Raw genomic sequence first — 18094 nt, forward strand, 5'->3', positions numbered from 1 at the left:
GTTTGGGCCTTTTCGCTTTAGAGGTTATTTATAGCATATTTAATTTTAATTAATTTCATATGAATTCATGCTATTATAGCTTGTAATTGTGTTATATAACTCTTTTTTAAAACATGCTTTTGGTAACCTGACTGCCAGCGCACGCGAAATATATTTCTGTTTTGCTGTTCATCGTCGTACCTTTGTATATGCAAGAAATACTTCAGAAATTATTTATACAGCAGACTACGGTTGATTTTGATCTAAAGGAGGATACTACTGTTTTATTGGCGAATTATGCATTCTTACCAATAAAAGAGTTGATTGATTTTAAACTTGATGCAACAACTGAGTATGAACAGATATTGGTGGAATTGGATACCATGAATTGGCTAGATCCTGTTGTAATGGCATTATTAAAAGGGATAGCGGGATTACAAGCGGGAAATTTAAATGCAGAGATTCATTTATTAGAAGCGCAAGCACAGCAAATTACTGCCTTGGGATATAGCTATCTTGCTTTAGGTTATTTTTTGCAAAACCAGATTGAAAAGGCTGTTCAGGTATATACCGACGCAATTGTATCCTATCCTAAAGAACCTTATTTTTATGCATGTCGTTGTGTACTGAATCGTATTTTAGATGATGACGAAGGTGCTTTTTATGATTATCAAATTGCTAAGCGACTTGATTTTAATTACCATAGCTTATTGGAATGGGAGGAACACTTACCTTATTTGGTAACACTCAAATCTGAGCAAGCAGAGATAGAAGAATTGGAAGAAACTTGGAGTCAGGATACGCAAGATCTAGATGTATTGGCTAAACTAGCACTGGAATTTGTAGATATTTATGATTATCAACATGCAGTCAATCTATATACACAGGGGTTATCACTGGCAAAAGATCAGTCAGATTGGTATGTTTACCGTGCCGCCATTTATACCAAATTGACGCAATATGTGGCAGCCCAGGCAGATTGTGATTTAGCATTGGCAATTGATTCTGGTTGTGTTTCTGCTTACGTATTACGTGCAAAGGTACAAGAATGTTTGAGTAGACATACCGAGGCTTTAGCAGATTATGGAAAAGCAGAATCACTAAACCCAGAGCAATCCGTGATTTATGAGGAACGTGCTTCCTTGTTTGAGCGAATTGGAAAGTTTGAAGATGCGGTTATCGATTATTCGAAATTGATATCTTTGATGAAAGATGATTTCTATCCTTATGTGTTAAGAGCTGATGTATTTGAGCGTTTGGGGAAGCAGGAGGAAGCTTTAATGGATTATTCAAAGGCGATTGATTTGAACCCTTATTATTCAGATCTCTATCAATATCGAGCTGCGATAAAAGAATCCTTAGGCGATATATTGGGAGCTGAAGCTGATTTGCGCAAGTTTGAAGAATTGGATGAAGACTAGATGATTATTGTTATAAAAAAAAGGTTCAGTGTTAAACACTGAACCTTTTTTTATATTAAATACCTAATTCAACTTGGAACAGGAAGCCCCAAGAGTTCTTTTGGTTAACGTTGTTGAATTGCCCCTCTTTGAAAGTATAATTTCCACTCAAATTGAATTTCAGGCGATGTGCTTTCATATATTTGTTTAAGCCAGCTTCGATAATTTCAGTTTGCTTCTCATAAGCGCGGATGTCTTGGTGTGGCTTTACAAATGTATAACGACTCACGACTTCGAAACCATGATTCATGAGGTAAGACATTTGCTGATTGATACCAAATCCTTTATAAGCATAGGCTGTTTTACCTTCTAAGTCAAGATTCAGTGGGTTGTCTACGTCACGACGCATGTATTCTGCTTGATAGGCAAATCCCTGATATTTTAAGATGGCATCTACGAAACTTGTTTTAAGTGTAAATGGATTTTCAACATATTTGCCTGTTTGACCTCCTACTCGGGTAGTTCTATCGTTGTAGCTGTAGCCACCACCGATTGAAAGTTTCGGTGTTTCTTCTCTTTCTAAGTCACCTTCTGAATAGTCTCCGCCATTTTTAAAGTTACCTAAGGGCAAAAATTCGACACGACCAGTGTAAGATAGTCCACCATCCGTGCCACTAGCTGCTCTACCTTCACCGGTTGATATAGCTACTTTGGCATTGATAGGTACTTCTCCAATTTTCTTGCTTAGATTAGCGCTCATACCGAAATCACGGTCAACAGTAAACTTTGAATTCACTAAGGAACGGTCTGCAAACTGTAGCTGCCCAGAAGAGTTCACACGTTGTCTGTTTCCTGGTAATTTGTTTTGACCAAAACTGATGTAAAAATCATCAGTGAAATTGTAGAATACAACTGCGTCACGAACAATGTTCGGAATACCTGTCTCGTCAAAATCCTGGTCACTTCTAGTGAAGGCTAATTGTATTGAGTAGCTAATTTTAGGCGTGTATATGTAACCGTCCACACGCATGCGTAATCGGCGCACACGTGCATCCCATTCGCCATTTGTTTCGCCATCCAATTTTTCTGTGAAACCAATGCGGTTTTGCATTCTAAACCTAAAGTTCGTATAGAAGAGGGAGTCATTGCTGTGGAATTGGATTCCTTTGAAATTTAAGATAGTAGCTCTATCGTCTCGTTCTTGCGCTTTTGACGCAAATGTTAATGTCGCTAGTAAGGCTGTAAGGGTAACAATTTTTGTTGCTCTCATTCGTCTTTTAAAAAAAAGTAATTATAGTAAGGGTTGTTTGTTATTGACTTTTTTAATTTTTATTTATTTTATTCAATTGTACTGGCTATCTCGTAATCCTTGCATATTGGATTAATTCAAGTATAGCTTTAGTAGCTCGAGTCAAATCGTTATCCATTGGTATTAATGTAAGCGATGTTTTTTCAACTACATTAAAAGCAGACATCTTTTAAGATTAGACCATTTTTGTCAGAAACAAAGATAATAATCTAATTGGTTATGCAGGCGTAGGATAAATCAATAAAAAGTAAAAAGCCACTAAAAAGAAGCTTTTTACCATTACTATAACTCTTTGCGCAATCTAGCGACAGGAATATTAAGTGCTTCCCGGTATTTTGCAACAGTACGTCGTGCAATGTTATATCCTTTGTCTTTCAAGATTTCAGTCAGCTTTTCGTCAGCTAGTGGTTTTCTTTTGACCTCATTAGCAATGCATTCTTCGAGAATTTTTTTGACTTCCTTGTTGGATACCTCTTCTCCAGATTCGGTTTGAATGGCTTCAGAGAAAAATGATTTGAGAAGGAAGGTTCCAAATTCTGTCTGTACGTATTTGGAGTTTGCAACACGCGACACAGTGGATATATCCATACCTATGCGATCAGCGATATCTTTTAATATCATAGGCTTCAGTTTCACATCATCACCTGTCAGGAAATAATCATACTGATATTCCATAATTGCGTTCATCGTTTTCAATAAAGTTTGTTGTCTTTGTTTGATGGCGTCGATGAACCATTTGGCCGAGTCCAGTTTTTGTTTGACAAACTGAACGGCTTCCTTCATCTTTTTGTCCTTTTGGTCTGATTTATCGTAATGCTCAAACATGCTCTGATAAGAGCGACTCACCCGTAGCTCGGGTGCATTTCTACCATTTAGCGTGAGGTGTAAGATCCCATCATTGTTGCTAATGTGAAAATCAGGGATTACGTGAAGTTGTTTACCAGCTACAGCGCCAGAATCGCCTGGTTTTGGATTTAGCTTAAGGATTTCATTTATGATATTTTTTAAATCCTCAGAGGTCAGTCCCAGCGATTTTTCAAGTTTGTCATAGTGTTTTTTTGTAAACTCTTCTAGGTAGTTTTTTACTATTTTAATCGCTTGAGCAATAATGGGATTGTTTTGATCTTTTTTCTCTAACTGTATCAATAAACATTCTTGTAGATCACGTGCTCCAATTCCAGCAGGTTCAAAATCTTGAATAACTTTAAGCATTTCCAATACTTCACCTTCTGTTGCAATGACATTTTGTGAAAAAGCAAGGTCGTCAATAAGACTCAATATGGGTCTACGTAAATAACCATCATCATCTAAACTCCCGATAATTTGTTGTCCAATCAGAAAATCGCGGTCATCAAGGGCTAACAAGTCCAACTGTTGCTGTAGTTTTTCGAAAAACGAATCTTGTACAGCAATCGGGATTTCTTTTTTATCATCATCTTCGTCGGAGTAATTATAATTATTGGAATAATCCGTAAAATCATCCTCCTGAATATATTCATCTACATTAAATTCATCACTTTCATGGTTTTCATCAGTGTCAAAACTGTCGTCTGGATCACGGTCGGGGTATTCTTCATTTGGTTCGGACATATTTGCTAAACTACCGTCCTCAAGGGCTGGATTCTCTTCTAGTTCTTCTTTTATGCGCGCATCCAAAGATACCGTAGGAACTTGTAAAAGCTTGATAAACTGAATCTGTTGCGGAGATAGTTTCTGTAATAACTTTTGTTGTAATGTTTGCTTTAACATGTTTTATATGACTAATTGCATATAAATTTATATAATATATATCGATTAATGAAAAGAAAACGTATCGATAGTATTTTTAGGTATAATTTTTGATGTCTTCTTGATTCTTATATTCCTAATTATCAGATTTAGAATAATGAAATGTTAAATTTCGTTAATTGTTATAGCTGCAGGTAAAACCTTAGTTTTTTTGCTTGTTTTCACAAAACATTTTTAGACCTTTACCGTATGTTTAAACGGATTAAGAATAAATTTATTCGCTATATAGCGTTCGGTATATATTTTTTAATCGTCCTAGTTTGTGCCATACAGCTTAACTTTTTGGGACTCTTCGGCTATTCTCCTACTAAAAAGGATATTACGATGCCTAATGTTAATATTTCAACGGAATTGTTTACAGCTGATAGTGTTTTGATCGGTCGATATTTTGATGAAGATCGTAACCCAGTGGCTTTTGATAGTATATCTAAAAATGTAATTAATGCATTAGTTGCAACAGAGGATGTTCGTTTTTATAAACATAGTGGTGTTGATTTTTTAGGATTAGGCTCAGGTATTATATCGACATTGACAGGGGATAAGAGAGGAGCAAGTACGATTACTCAGCAACTGGCGAAAAATCTATATCGAACACGATATAACAAATCGGTTGGATTATTGGGTAGAATTCCTGGCATAGGTCTGATTGTAACCAAATTCAAAGAGTGGATGACCGCTTATAAGTTGGAGACCCGATATAGTAAGGCTGAGATTATTACTATGTATTTAAATACAGTATCATTTAGCAATAATTCATATGGAATACAAACAGCTGCACGACGCTATTTTAGTAAAAATGCTAGCGATTTGTCTATCAATGAAGCAGCTGTATTAGTCGGTATGCTGAAAGGTACGACTATGTATAATCCCATGCGTAATTTAGATAAATCGCGGGAACGAAGGAATGTGGTTTTATTACAGATGCAGAAGGCCAACTATATCGATCAGGCTCAAGTGGAAACCTTATCTAAGGAACCCTTGGTCTTGCATACGGATAATAAAGATGTGCATGCTGGTGAAGACTCTTATTTACGGGCCGCTGTGGAGCGTTGGTTGGAAAAGTGGGCTGAAGATAATGATCGCGATATTTACAGAGATGGATTGAAGATATATACGACAATCAACTCAAAATTGCAGAAGCATGCCGAAGAGGCTGTAGCAAAACAGATGGAGGTATTGCAAAGAAGATTAAAGAACGCTTGGGGTGATGAAGAGCCATGGCGCGACCTATCGGGTAAAGTGATTCCTGGATTTATAGAGAATTTAGCTAAAAAGACAGATTATTATAAGTACCTAACAAAAAAGTATGATAACCGTACTGATAGTATTGATTTTTATTTGAATCAGAAAAAACAAATGGAGATTTTTTCATGGAAGGGAGAACGTTTGCGTGAAAAAGTTCAGATGTCCACAATGGATTCGATTAAATATTATGTGACGATGCTGAATACAGGTGTTATGAGTATGGATCCATATTCGGGTGAAATCAAAGTATGGGTTGGCGGTATTGATCATCAGTTCTTTAAATATGATCACGTTAATCAATCTAAAAGACAAGCGGGATCAACCTTCAAGCCTTTTGTTTATTTAGCCGCATTGGAGTCGGGTATGACGCCTTGTGACCAAGTGCAGGATAAACCAGTCACGATTAAAATTGATAAAGGAGATTCAATTGAAGTTTGGGAGCCTAAAAATGCAGATTGGAATTTCAGTTATCGCGAAATGTCGTTACGCTGGGCAATGGCACGTTCTGTTAATTCTATCACGGTTCAGTTAACGGAAAAAGTTGGTGCGGATAAAATTGCTGAAGCAGCGCATCGTGTAGGTATTGAAAGTAAATTGAACCCCGTACCATCCATTGGTTTAGGACCAAATGATGTATCGGTGTTTGAAATGGTGAATGGCTATTCGACTATGATGAATGAAGGTGAGCGTTTAACTCCTATATTAGTTTCACGTATTGAAGATTATGATGGGAAGGTGATTGCAACTTTTAAGCCAGAACGAAAGCAAGTGGTGGATAAGCAAGATGCATGGTTGATGACCTATATGTTGCGTGGGGGGATGGAAGAACCTGGAGGTACTTCTCAAGCATTATGGGAATACGATTTATTTGCAAAAGAGAATGAGATTGGAGGGAAAACAGGTACTTCATCGGAATATGTGGATGGTTGGTATATGGGGGTTACGAAAGATTTGGTGACTGCCGTATGGGTTGGCTGTGATGATCGGAATGTTCATTTTAAAAACTCGCAAACAGGAGAGGGGTCGAAGACGGCATTGCCTATTTTCGGTTTGTTTATGGAGGCCGTCTATAAGGATAAGTCATTAGGTTATACTCAGGGTAAATTTCCTGCGCCAACCGTAGAGATAACCAAGAAATATAAATGTGTGACACCTCGTCCATTTCGTGAAGAATCCTTGTCAGATTCTACAGCAGTAGATGACGGTGTGGATTTGGAGGATATTGGTAGCGGTGAAGTAATTCAAGAAGAGGGGGCAGAAACTCCGGAGGGTGATGTTGATATGGGAGCTTTATCCACGGAACAAGATGTGGTCGCTACAAAGTTGCGCGATTCACTTGATAACGTTGGATAGCGAGTTTGTAAAAGTTTTTTTAATCGGTTGTTTATGAAGAATAAACAACCGATTTTTTTTGTGGAGTATTTACGATAGTAAGGGATAGATTGTGCCAGTTAGCGTTGTGCTTACGGATAAGTTTCTCTTTTTGCATTCGTGTGAATTGCCCCAGCTGTAATAGTCTTTTTTCTGCTTGTTCGTTAGATTGGAAATGTTCCATATAAACAATACGTGTCAGGTGCGGACCATTGGGAAATAGTATTTTGCTACTACTTTTTATTTCGTTCATTGTTATGTTGATATCCGATGTAATATCCGCTTTTAAGAATTGTCTATTGCTATCGGTAATGATGTATAAAATGTGTAATTTCATGATTGCGCTAATAAATTTGGTTATTTGTGTTTTTTTTACTAATTTTATTGGCACAATAATACTAATATTTTTAGATATTAAAAAATTAAATTTAAAAAAATATGCCAAACATCGCTTCCAATCTTAAGTTTTTAAGAAAAACGAAAAGACTTACACAACAGCAGTTTGCCGATTTAATGGAGATAAAAAGAGCTTCTGTTGGAGCTTATGAGGAGGATCGTGCGGAACCCAAATATGAGTTGCTAAATAAAATAGCAGAGTTTTATGACATGACAATGGATGAGCTTGCTAACGATGAAATCAACGAAAAATGGCGTCCTGCTCCAAAAAGTAACGCTTCAAACCTTCGTGTGTTAAGTGTGACCGTCGATGGGCAAGATCGTGAAAACATCGAATTGGTTCCAGTAAAAGCTAGTGCAGGATATATGAATGGTTATGCAGATCCTGAATATGTAGCTACTCTTCCAAAGTTTTCGTTACCTATGTTTAATCAGGGTACCTACCGTGCTTTTGAAATCAAAGGAGATTCGATGCGACCATTGGCTAGTGGGTCAATTGTGGTGGCAGAGTATGTGGAGAATTGGAATGATATTAAAGCAGCCCAGACGTATGTGATTGTTTCAAAAGATGAGGGCGTTGTTTATAAGCGGGTAGCCTATAAGTTTAAAGAGGATAAAGGATTGAAGTTGTTGTCTGATAATAAAAGCTATGACCCATATTGGGTAGAAGCGGGTGATATTATGGAAGTCTGGCGTGCTAAGGCGTATATCAGCACGGTATTGCCTGAACCTAATAGCGAACCGACAATGGAAACTTTGTCGACCATGATGGCTGAAATGCAAAAGACGATAAATTCGGTTGTGGATAAGGGCTAAATAGGCGCATTGATTTAGAACTTTTTCATCTATATTTTGTTTGTTGAAAAAATATTTTTATCTTTGTCCTATCTGAGAGGAAGGGGGCAACGTATGCCCCCTTTTTTAATTCATTGATTTCAGTCTTTTTATTCGATTTCGAAAGAATATGCAAAATGTAGAGAAAAGAGTTGTCGAACTCATTCAAGAAAAGTTAGCAGATCGCGATGATTTGTTTATTGTAAGTGTTAAATTTCACCCAAACAGTGTGTTGGAAGTTTTGCTAGATGGTGATCAGGGGATTAGTATCGATGATTGTGTACAAGTCAGTAGATTTGTAGGTTTTCAGTTAGAGGAGGAAGAGGTGGTAGAAAAAGCTTATCGCCTTGAAGTGTCTTCACCAGGTATAGATACTAATTTGGTCCACCTGAGACAATACAAGAAAAATATTGGGCGTAATGTCCAAGTGAAGTTGAATGATGGTACGAAAACTGAAGGAAAACTACTGACAGTTGAGGAAGCACAGATAACAATTGAAGAAACGATAAAAGAAAAAGGAACAAAAGCGCAGCAGGCTGCTCGTATCATTCCTTTGGAACAAATAAAAGCAACTAAGGTGTTAATTTCATTTAAATAAAAATGAGCAGCAATATCAATTTGATTGACTCTTTCCAAGAGTTCAAAGAGTTTAAAAACATTGACCGTCCTACGGTTATTTCTGTCTTAGAAGAAGTATTTCGTAGCATGATCCGTAGACGTTTCGGTACAGATGAGAACTGTGACGTTATCGTGAATCCTGATAATGGGGATTTAGAGATCTGGAGAACACGTGTTGTTGTTGAAGATGAATTTTCGGAAGATGATGATCTAGAGATTGAATTAACAGAAGCGAAGAAACTTGATGTTGATTTAGAAGTTGGCGATGACTATATTGAGCAAATCACATTAGAGAGTTTTGGTCGTCGTGCAATTTTGGCAGCACGTCAGACTTTGGTTTCAAAAGTATTGGAATTAGAGAAAGACGAAGTTTTCAAAAAATATAAAGACCGCGAGGGTGAATTGGTAATTGGTGAGGTCTACCAAATTTGGAAAAAAGAATTACTTGTTTTGGATGATGATGGTAATGAGTTGATCTTACCAAAGACAGAACAGATCCCAGCAGATTATTTCAAAAAAGGGGATAGCATTCGTGCGGTAGTTTATAAAGTAGATATGATGAATAATAATCCTAAGATTCTTATTTCTCGTACTGCTCCTGAATTTTTACAACGTTTGTTTGAATTGGAAGTTCCTGAGATTTTTGATGGATTGATTACCATCAAAAAGATTGTGCGCGAACCAGGAGAACGTGCTAAAGTAGCTGTTGAGTCTTATGATGATCGTATTGATCCAGTAGGTGCTTGTGTAGGTATGAAAGGATCGCGTATTCATGGTATCGTTCGTGAATTGCGTAATGAAAACATTGATGTAATCAATTTTACAACGAATCATTCACTTTATATTACACGTGCATTAAGTCCAGCTCGTATAAGTTCCATCAAGATTGATGAAGAAAATAAGACAGCAGCTGTGTACTTAAAATCCGATCAAGTATCTTTGGCAATTGGCCGCGGTGGTCACAATATTAAATTGGCCGGAAAATTGACGGGTTATGAAATCGATGTATATCGTGAGAATGACGAGTTTGATGAGGATGTGGATATCGAAGAATTCAGCGATGAAATTGAAAGCTGGGTGATTGATGCATTGAAACGTGTAGGCTTAGATTCTGCACGCTCGGTATTAGCACTTACAGAAGAAGAATTGCTGAGACGCACTGACTTGGAAGAAGATACAGTAAAAGAAATTTTACGTATTTTACAGGCTGAATTCGAATAAAATGAAGCCACATAATTTGTTTTCATCTCTATTTCAAATTTAATTGTTATAGAGATGTAAAAAAACCATATTTTTGTATTAAATATTTAATTAGTTAAAATAATAGATGACTGAAGGAAAAGGTACAAACCTGCTTAAAGCAGCAAAGGAACTCAATATTGGCATATCTACTGCCGTAGATTGTTTAGTGAAAAAAGGATATGACGTAGACGCCAAACCTAATACTAAGCTATCCGGAGAGATGTACAATGTGCTGTTGAAAGAGTTTCAAGGTGACAAAATCGTGAAAGATGAAGCTAAGCAAATTGTTATTGGCAAAATTCGTCGTGATGAGTCGCCAGTGGCTTCTCCTAAAGAATCATCTAAAAATGACGATTATGAAGAAACTGTAGCTTCAAAAGAAATTTTGATTAAGAATGCTGCGGCTAATACAAGAGAAGAATCTGATGCTGGTAAAAAAGAGGCTCCTGCTGAGAAAGTAGCGAGTGTTGAAACTGCAGAAAGTTCGTCAAATACACACACTGGAGGGATGAAAGTTGTGGGGAAAATTGATTTAGACTCTTTGAAAAGAGGATCTAAACCTAAAAAAGAAGAAACTCCAGTTGTGAAAGCTGAAACTCCAAAGGAAGTGGAGAAGAAGCCAGAGGTGGTTAAACAGGCTACTATCCCTGCTCCAAAGCCTATCATAAAAGAAGAGCCGAAAGTAGAAGCTCCTAAAGTAGAGACACCAAAAGCTCCAGTAGTGGAAGCACCAAAAGTAGAAGAGAAAGCGAAAGAAACCCCAAAGGTTGTCGTCGCTGCACCTCAAATAGTTGAAGTTAAAACTGAAGCTCCTAAAGTTCAAGAGAAGAAAGTGGTAGAAGAAAAGCCAAAAAATGAAAAACCTGCTGTGAAAGCACCGGTTGAAACTCCTGTAAAGGAAGTGAAAAAAGTTAATCCTGCAGATGAGGTTATCAGTGCTAAAGCAGAAAGATTAACAGGTCCAAAAGTAATTGGTAAGATTGAATTGCCCACGGCAAGACCTTCTCATAGAGATAAACCAGTAGCATCTTCTTCAAGTGCTACGGGTAATGATCATAAACGTAAGCGTAAGCGTACAAATAATACGGGAACTCCCCCTCCAGGTGGTGGTACTCATCCAAATCGTACGGGAGGTCCAAACCAAGGTGGTGGAAATCATCCAAACCGTACAGGAGGAAATGCAACAGGTACTCATCAAAACCGTCCAGCAGGAGGTCCAGGAGGAAATAATCAAAACCGTCCAGCGGGTGGTCCAGGTGGTCATCATAACCGCCCAGGAGGTCCAGGTGCTCATAAAGGTCGTCCAGCCTTCAATAATAGAAGTACTGGACCTAACGTACCAAAAGAGGAACCTACAGAAAAGGAAATTCAAGACCAAATTAAGGCTACTTTAGCTCGTTTGAGCGGTGCTGGTAAATCTGGTAAATTTGCACAACGAGCAAAGTTGAGACGTCAAAAGCGTGACGATGTTGCTAATATTGCAGAAGAAGAAGCATTAGAAAGAGAGATGCAGGCTAAAGTTTTACGTGTTACAGAGTTTGTAACCGCAAATGAACTTGCAAATTTAATGGATGTCGCTGTTACGCAAATTATCGCAACTTGTATGAGTTTAGGTATGTTTGTCTCAATTAACCAACGTTTAGATGCTGAAACTTTAACGATTGTTGCTGACGAATTTGGTTATCAGATTGAATTTATCAAACCAGAAGATGAGGAGATTGCAGATCTTGAAGAGTTAGATAATGAAGACTCATTAATTTCTCGTGCTCCGATCGTAACGGTAATGGGTCACGTCGATCATGGTAAAACATCGCTATTGGATTACGTTCGTAAAGCCAATGTGACTCATGGTGAAGCAGGGGGTATTACACAGCACATTGGTGCTTATGCAGTACAATTAGATGGTGGTCGTAAGATTACATTTTTAGATACACCGGGTCACGAGGCTTTTACAGCCATGCGTGCTCGTGGTGCGAAAGTAACGGATATCGTTATTATTGTTATTGCTGCAGACGATGCTGTGATGCCACAAACAAAAGAGGCTATCAACCACGCACAAGCTGCTGGTGTGCCAATCGTATTTGCATTTACTAAAGTAGACAAGCCTGGTGCTAATACAGACCGTATTAAAGAGCAGTTGTCTCAAATGAACATATTAGTAGAGGATTGGGGTGGTAAATACCAAGCTCAAGAGATTTCATCTAAAACTGGATTGAATGTAGATCTTTTATTAGAGAAAGTATTATTAGAAGCTGAGATGCTAGACCTGAAAGCCGATCCTAACAAACGTGCTGTAGGTTCAGTAATCGAGGCTGCTTTAGATAAAGGTAGAGGTATTGTTACAACTGTATTAATCTTAGGAGGTACTTTACGTGTAGGAGATCCAATTTTAGCAGGTTCTCATAGTGGTAAAGTAAAAGCATTGACAAATGAACGCGGTGAACGTGTGAAAGAAGCAGGCCCTTCTGTACCAGTCCAAATATTAGGTATGGCAGGTGCACCTACTGCAGGTGATAAATTCTACACAATGGATAGCGAGTCGGAAGCTCGTAATGTGGCGAATAAACGTCTTCAATTGCAACGTGAGCAAGGTATGCGTGCTACGAAACATATTACTTTAGATGAGATCGGTCGTCGTTTGGCAATCGGTAACTTTAAAGAATTGAACGTAATCGTGAAAGGTGACGTGGATGGTTCAATTGAGGCACTATCTGATTCATTATTGAAATTGTCTACACAAGAGATTCAGGTGAATGTGATTCACAAATCAGTGGGTGCGATTTCAGAGTCAGACGTATTATTAGCTTCTGCATCTGATGCAATCATTATCGGTTTCCAAGTTCGTCCATCGATTGGTGCACGTAAATTGGCTGAGCAAGAGCAAATTGATATTCGTCTTTACTCGATTATCTATGATGCTATTGAAGAACTTAAATCGGCAATGGAAGGTATGTTAGCTCCGAAATTCGAAGAGAAGATTGTTGCTAACGTTGAAATCCGTGAGACATTTAAAATCTCCAAAGTGGGTACAATCGCAGGTTGTATGGTATTGGATGGTAAAATTAACCGCAATAATGATATTCGTATCGTACGTGATGGTGTTGTTATATTCACAGGAAAATTAGCATCACTGAAACGTTTCAAAGACGATGTGAAAGAAGTTTCATTCGGGTATGAGTGTGGTTTGAACATTCAAGGTTATAATGATATACAAGAAGGAGATATCGTTGAAGCATACGAACAAGTTGAAGTAAAACGTAAATTGTAATCAAACAGTTTATAACATATAGAAAAGAGCGTTTTTAATTAAACGCTCTTTTTTTTGTGATGTACCTGTTTTTTATGAGGTGAATATCTCCTCGTTATATCGTAAAGCTTTCTTCAAGTTAATAATTTCTTATTATCCAGAAGCTCACAACAATTATGAAAACGATTATGATGGCTTTATAGCCGAACAAAATCTTACGCCATTTGAGAATTTTGGGTGTTGGATTTTTGTTATATTCAAAGCTTAAACCTGTAATGATATAGGGGATAGCGATGACAACCAAAAAATTTTGCCTCCACGCATTATAGAAGTCAAAATTCAATAAATCATGTATTGCGCGCTGTGATCCGCAACCCGGACACTTGTATCCAGTTAATGCATAGAAAGGACATTTTGGGAATAAATTATATTGCATTGGATTAAAAAACTTATAGATCAGGATTAAACATGTTAATGCTATAAACCCTATTATCCATGTGTAGTACTTCTTAATCACCATAATTCATTTTTTTAAAAAATGTGCGCGATTATATTCATAATTCATTCGTGCAATATTAAGAACAGAAATACCTTGTGGACATTCCACTTCACATGCTTCGGTATTCGTACAATGTCCAAATAGTTCTTCATCCATTTGATTGACCATATCAATTACTCTAGTCAGTCGTTCTTCTTTATCCTGAGGTAATAATACCATATGGTTGATTTTAGCTGAAGTAAAAAGTGCTGAACTTCCATTCTTACAGGTTGCGACACAGGCTCCACACCCAATACAGGCAGCTGCATCGAAGGCTGCTTCTGTCACTTGATGTGTTACGGGAATGGTTAATGCCTCTGGCGCTTGCCCTGTATTTATGAACACATATCCACCAGAGGAAATAATGCGATCAAAAGCTGAACGATCTACTTCTAAATCTTTTTTTATGGGAAATGCTTCAGATCTGTAGGGTTCGATGAAAATGACCTCACCATCTCTGAAGGACCTCAAATGTAATTGGCAAGTGGTGGTGTTTTTCAACGGCCCATGTGCAATACCATTAATCATCATACCGCATTGTCCGCAGATCTCTTCCCGGCAATCGTGATCAAATTCGACAGGTATATCATTCGCTAGTATGAGTTTCTCATTTAATGTATCGAGCATCTCTAAAAAGGACATATGCGGATTGAGGTTTTCTAAGGTATAATCAACGAGCTTGCCAGTCGTATTTTTATTCTCTTGCCTCCGAATTTTTAGATGTAATTTCATAACTTGAATTTTAAAATTATTTATAACTACGTACAATTGGTTGAATGACTTCAAAGGATAGTGGCTCTTTATGAAGTAGGGGATATCAGTTTTATTCCATTCCCAAGCAGAAATAAATTGAAGCAAAGGTTATACCCATTCTTGTAATGCTCACTTCTTTCATAATGCATGTTAAAGGTTATAATCGACTTTGCACTTGTACAATGAACAAATTGCCAATGTATTTGTTTGTATTATCGATTTGATATTCATAATAATCCATTTGCATACCCATTTGTATTCGAGTTCCATAGTTTTTGAGAAATTCAAAACTTAACATCGGAACTAAAGATTGTCTCGGATTGGAGTTCTGTTTGAAGTCAGTATCAAGATATTCATATCTACAAGAAAACTCGAAAGCTTTTAAGTTCTTATAATCTATTTCGTAGCGCATATTTGGCAAGAAGTATGCGCCGCGCATTTGGTACTAATATAAGTCTAGAAGTCGATTTGATTCATCAAGGCTGAAATATAAATTGTGATTAATTACCTGCATAGCTTAGATTTGAAAATCTAAGTTCCATTTTTTGCAAGGTTGAATTTAGATGGATATCAAATGCTAAAGCATGTACATTTCTTTTAAAAACGGTACCTGTTCCTCCATTTAGACTAATACTTAGGTCATATTTCTTTGAAAGGTCAAATACGACAAGTGTCAGAAATTGTTTACCATTGTCTTTATTCGAGACCTGATTCTTCCCATTCCCATTGACAACAGAAACAGCATAATGCATTGGCATTGTACCTAAAGGTAGGGTGCCGCCTACTGATGCTCCAATCTGAAAGCTTGTCCAACCATTTTTACCAAATTCGGTATACTGATTAGACCATTCTAAGGATTTGATAATATCCACATGATAGGTTTCTTCAAGTCCAAACCAGGGTCTGAATTGGCCAACAGTAATCGCAACTTTAGGATTAAAACTGTATCTCAGGTAAGCATTTTCTAAAACTCGTGTTTTGGGTCCATTTTTAAAATCAGCAAAATTAGCCAAAGCTACGACTTCCACTCTTCTGCTTATTTATCCTTTGACTTGTGCAGGCATGTACTTGAGAGAAAAGGAATTATTTGTGCCTTTATCATCGGTATGATGAACGCCTTCGACGTCAACATTTTTTTAAGACTTGTGGTAAAGCGCCCTCGAAAAAGCCCCTTGAATTGAAATTTGGGATAACTTTCTAAAATTTCTCCTTGTGTACTGTCGGGAACTTTAGCGCTAACAGAAATAGTGTATAAAAGTAAAAAGCCAAGTATAGTACATATTTTAAAGGGTGTTTTTTATTTCATATAAAAAAATGAAGTAAAGAATAAGAAATTGGTTATTAAAGATTATAAACTTAAGTCCGGTTTTTTATAATTGAATTGGTCATATATGAGCGTCAATTCATTTGCGCATACGTAAATTTATGTGTTTAAATCTAAATGAGAATGTAGAAATTTTAATATTTTAAAAATTTCAACATGTTGTACTATAAACACGGATTGTAAATATTTTGTTTTTTATAATCAGGTAATAACACTGCAATTATCTAATACCAAACTTGTTTTTTGAGAAATCATACTAGGAAAACACGTTTTATAACCATCAAAAAAGCCTTCATCACAATTAGATGAAGGCTTTCTTGCCGTATTTGGTCTTAACTTAAATTATTTGAAGTTCAAGGAAACTATATTAGTTACTTTGAAGCAGCTCATTTAAAGACGCTATAATTTCGGGGGCCGCATAATCGCGTCCGCCTTCCATACGATTCACCAGTTCGCCATTTTTGTTTAAGATTACTGTAGTAGGAATGGCATTTCCTAAGAAATTTGATGGAATTTCCCCTTTTGGTATATATACTTGAAGATTATAGTTGTTTTCGGTCATAAATCCTTTCGATTTTTCCATCGTTCCATCTACATCAACCATTAAAAATACGATGTCATCACGATCTTTAAAAGATTCTTTTAGCGAATTGATAGAAGGCATCTCACGTATACATGGAGGACACCATGTTGCCCAAAAGTTAATAAAGACCACTTTTCCCTTTAGTGAACTAAGCGTGATATCTTTCCCATTTTCATCTATAAAGGAAACATCGTTGGTCAGTGATGATGTTGCATCCGTTGTATTTTCTGCTGTTATTTCGGTATTTTGGGAATTTTGATTTTCCTTATTCTGCGAATTGCAGGAAAGTAAAGAAATACTTGCTATACTAAGCAACATACCCAAGATACTCCTATTGAATTTTAATTTCATATTTTATTCGTATTAGTTTATTTTTCCTTCTTTGATTTCTTCCGACGGCTTTAGTATAATTTTATGTTCTGCAGAAAGCGAACCAAATACTTCCGTTAATGAATCCAAATGTACGCCTTCTTTGACAGGAATACGTTTAATTTCTTGATCATCTAATATAAGTATAAAAGTACCAGACTGCGTAGTCAAGACACTTTTTTTAGGCACCCAAGTAGAGGCTTCTTTACGTTTTAACTTTAATTTTACCTGCGCATAATCACCCCCCTGTAATTCACGAGAGGGATTGTCAACATCAAATTCCAGAGTTAGCGATCGGTCTTGCTGATCTAATAATCCCGATGTACGAGAAAGTGAAGTGTCAAATACTTTCCCAGGTTGCGAACTTACGGTGAATTTCGCTTGTACGCCTTGTTGCACAGAAGCAGCATGTTTTTCAGGAAGTGATAACGTTAATCTCAATTTATTGCCCTGGGCCATCATAAACAGTGACTGATTGGATGATGTACCTGCCAGAGCTCCTACAGATACATTTCTCGCAGTAATAACACCATCAAATGGAGCTGTTATGCGTAGGTATTGTTGTAACTGTGATGTATGTGTTGTACCTGCTTTTGAGGCCTCATATGCAGCGCGCGCGCTTTCAACTGTACTTTTAGCTCTGTCCAACTCGATAGCTGCTACAGCACCAGCCGTTTTAGAAGCGTCTTTTAGGCGGTCGTAAGCCTGCTGCGCAAAAAGATAATCGTTGTATATCTTTTGTTCCGTTGCTTTGTCAGAAAGATACCGCTGATTCATTTCTGGGGCTTCAAGGACAGCCAATAATTGACCCTTACGTACCTGATCGCCACGTTCTACATAAAGTTGCTTTACAAATCCTGATACTTTTGCAAATACAGCCACCTGTTCATAAGGCTTTAGTTCTGCAGGAACAGAAATTTCGTATTCTGGATTCATAATCTGTATTGCACCTGTAGGGTAGTTTACCTGTTTTTCGGTTTTTTGAGGGGCCATATCAACTTTTTGTTCTTGTTGCGAACAGGCAGATAATGAAATCAAAATTGCGGCAAATGCGCTTAATTTACTTGTTTTATATATTGAAGTTGTAGAATACATATC

15 protein-coding genes are annotated in these 18094 nt (G+C 37.2%); 6 read left to right on the plus strand and 9 right to left on the minus strand.

From position 1 onward, the window contains the following. The first annotated feature begins 188 nt into the window (after positions 1-188). Positions 189-1400, plus strand: coding sequence for a tetratricopeptide repeat protein (locus tag KO02_RS07895; RefSeq protein WP_051959808.1), 1212 nt, complete (start codon positions 189-191; stop codon positions 1398-1400). 55 nt (positions 1401-1455) lie between these two features. Here the strand turns inward: KO02_RS07895 and KO02_RS07900 are convergent, their stop codons facing one another. Together KO02_RS07900 and rpoN are read right to left on the minus strand one after the other, a co-directional pair. Then, entirely contained in the window at positions 1456-2649 is a 1194-nt protein-coding gene (locus KO02_RS07900) for a porin (RefSeq protein WP_038697342.1), read from the minus strand. 321 nt (positions 2650-2970) lie between these two features. Continuing rightward, positions 2971-4437 (minus strand): RNA polymerase factor sigma-54, encoded by a 1467-nt coding sequence (gene rpoN / locus KO02_RS07905; protein WP_038697344.1) that lies wholly within the window; start codon positions 4435-4437, stop codon positions 2971-2973. 228 nt (positions 4438-4665) lie between these two features. On the opposite strand from rpoN, the gene KO02_RS07910 reads away from it, so the two are divergent. Then, positions 4666-7074, plus strand: coding sequence for a penicillin-binding protein 1A (locus KO02_RS07910; protein WP_051959809.1), 2409 nt, complete (start codon positions 4666-4668; stop codon positions 7072-7074). Positions 7075-7105: 31 nt separating this feature from the next. On the opposite strand, the gene KO02_RS07915 is transcribed toward KO02_RS07910, so the two are convergent. Then, complete coding sequence (locus KO02_RS07915; protein ID WP_038697346.1) at positions 7106-7429, minus strand: hypothetical protein; 324 nt, start codon at positions 7427-7429, stop codon at positions 7106-7108. 101 nt (positions 7430-7530) lie between these two features. On the opposite strand from KO02_RS07915, the gene KO02_RS07920 reads away from it, so the two are divergent. The 4 genes from KO02_RS07920 (at position 7531) to infB (ending at position 13450) form a co-directional block, all read left to right on the plus strand. Next, entirely contained in the window at positions 7531-8304 is a 774-nt protein-coding gene (locus KO02_RS07920; RefSeq protein ID WP_038697348.1) for an XRE family transcriptional regulator, read from the plus strand. A 148-nt stretch (positions 8305-8452) separates the two neighbouring features. Beyond that, positions 8453-8920, plus strand: coding sequence for a ribosome assembly cofactor RimP (gene rimP / locus KO02_RS07925; protein WP_038697350.1), 468 nt, complete (start codon positions 8453-8455; stop codon positions 8918-8920). Positions 8921-8922: 2 nt separating this feature from the next. Then, positions 8923-10161 carry a transcription termination factor NusA gene (gene nusA, locus KO02_RS07930; RefSeq protein ID WP_038697352.1) on the plus strand — a complete coding sequence of 413 codons (1239 nt, stop codon included), beginning with the start codon at positions 8923-8925 and terminating at the stop codon, positions 10159-10161. A 106-nt stretch (positions 10162-10267) separates the two neighbouring features. Beyond that, positions 10268-13450, plus strand: a complete 3183-nt coding sequence (gene infB / locus KO02_RS07935) for a translation initiation factor IF-2 (RefSeq protein WP_038697354.1) — start codon at positions 10268-10270, stop codon at positions 13448-13450. A gap of 118 nt (positions 13451-13568) precedes the next feature. On the opposite strand, the gene KO02_RS24335 is transcribed toward infB, so the two are convergent. The 6 genes from KO02_RS24335 to KO02_RS07960 all read right to left on the minus strand — a co-directional run bounded on the left by KO02_RS24335 (position 13569) and on the right by KO02_RS07960 (position 18091). Then, entirely contained in the window at positions 13569-13949 is a 381-nt protein-coding gene (locus KO02_RS24335) for a DUF2752 domain-containing protein (RefSeq protein ID WP_144243277.1), read from the minus strand. A gap of 3 nt (positions 13950-13952) precedes the next feature. Further along, entirely contained in the window at positions 13953-14699 is a 747-nt protein-coding gene (locus tag KO02_RS07945; protein WP_038697355.1) for a succinate dehydrogenase/fumarate reductase iron-sulfur subunit, read from the minus strand. A 178-nt stretch (positions 14700-14877) separates the two neighbouring features. Further along, the gene (locus tag KO02_RS24085; RefSeq protein ID WP_235212364.1) at positions 14878-15159 is read right to left on the minus strand and encodes a hypothetical protein; all 282 of its coding nucleotides are present in this window, start codon (positions 15157-15159) and stop codon (positions 14878-14880) included. A gap of 61 nt (positions 15160-15220) precedes the next feature. Next, entirely contained in the window at positions 15221-15748 is a 528-nt protein-coding gene (locus KO02_RS24090) for a porin (RefSeq protein ID WP_235212365.1), read from the minus strand. A gap of 663 nt (positions 15749-16411) precedes the next feature. Beyond that, positions 16412-16978, minus strand: a complete 567-nt coding sequence (locus KO02_RS07955; protein ID WP_038697357.1) for a TlpA family protein disulfide reductase — start codon at positions 16976-16978, stop codon at positions 16412-16414. A 12-nt stretch (positions 16979-16990) separates the two neighbouring features. Then, the gene (locus KO02_RS07960) at positions 16991-18091 is read right to left on the minus strand and encodes an efflux RND transporter periplasmic adaptor subunit (RefSeq protein WP_038697359.1); all 1101 of its coding nucleotides are present in this window, start codon (positions 18089-18091) and stop codon (positions 16991-16993) included. Positions 18092-18094: the final 3 nt, after the last annotated feature.

This window comes from Sphingobacterium sp. ML3W (assembly GCF_000747525.1).
Lineage (GTDB): Bacteria > Bacteroidota > Bacteroidia > Sphingobacteriales > Sphingobacteriaceae > Sphingobacterium.

Bases quoted from the DNA above. Each gene is read 5' to 3' on its own strand.
- KO02_RS07895 (WP_051959808.1), top strand. From the start codon at position 189: ATGCAAGAAATACTTCAGAAATTATTTATACAGCAGACTACGGTTGAT.
- KO02_RS07900 (WP_038697342.1), bottom strand. From the start codon at position 2,649: ATGAGAGCAACAAAAATTGTTACCCTTACAGCCTTACTAGCGACATTA.
- rpoN (WP_038697344.1), bottom strand. From the start codon at position 4,437: ATGTTAAAGCAAACATTACAACAAAAGTTATTACAGAAACTATCTCCG.
- KO02_RS07910 (WP_051959809.1), top strand. From the start codon at position 4,666: ATGTTTAAACGGATTAAGAATAAATTTATTCGCTATATAGCGTTCGGT.
- KO02_RS07915 (WP_038697346.1), bottom strand. From the start codon at position 7,429: ATGAAATTACACATTTTATACATCATTACCGATAGCAATAGACAATTC.
- KO02_RS07920 (WP_038697348.1), top strand. From the start codon at position 7,531: ATGCCAAACATCGCTTCCAATCTTAAGTTTTTAAGAAAAACGAAAAGA.
- rimP (WP_038697350.1), top strand. From the start codon at position 8,453: ATGCAAAATGTAGAGAAAAGAGTTGTCGAACTCATTCAAGAAAAGTTA.
- nusA (WP_038697352.1), top strand. From the start codon at position 8,923: ATGAGCAGCAATATCAATTTGATTGACTCTTTCCAAGAGTTCAAAGAG.
- infB (WP_038697354.1), top strand. From the start codon at position 10,268: ATGACTGAAGGAAAAGGTACAAACCTGCTTAAAGCAGCAAAGGAACTC.
- KO02_RS24335 (WP_144243277.1), bottom strand. From the start codon at position 13,949: ATGGTGATTAAGAAGTACTACACATGGATAATAGGGTTTATAGCATTA.
- KO02_RS07945 (WP_038697355.1), bottom strand. From the start codon at position 14,699: ATGAAATTACATCTAAAAATTCGGAGGCAAGAGAATAAAAATACGACT.
- KO02_RS24085 (WP_235212364.1), bottom strand. From the start codon at position 15,159: ATGCGCGGCGCATACTTCTTGCCAAATATGCGCTACGAAATAGATTAT.
- KO02_RS07955 (WP_038697357.1), bottom strand. From the start codon at position 16,978: ATGAAATTAAAATTCAATAGGAGTATCTTGGGTATGTTGCTTAGTATA.
- KO02_RS07960 (WP_038697359.1), bottom strand. From the start codon at position 18,091: ATGTATTCTACAACTTCAATATATAAAACAAGTAAATTAAGCGCATTT.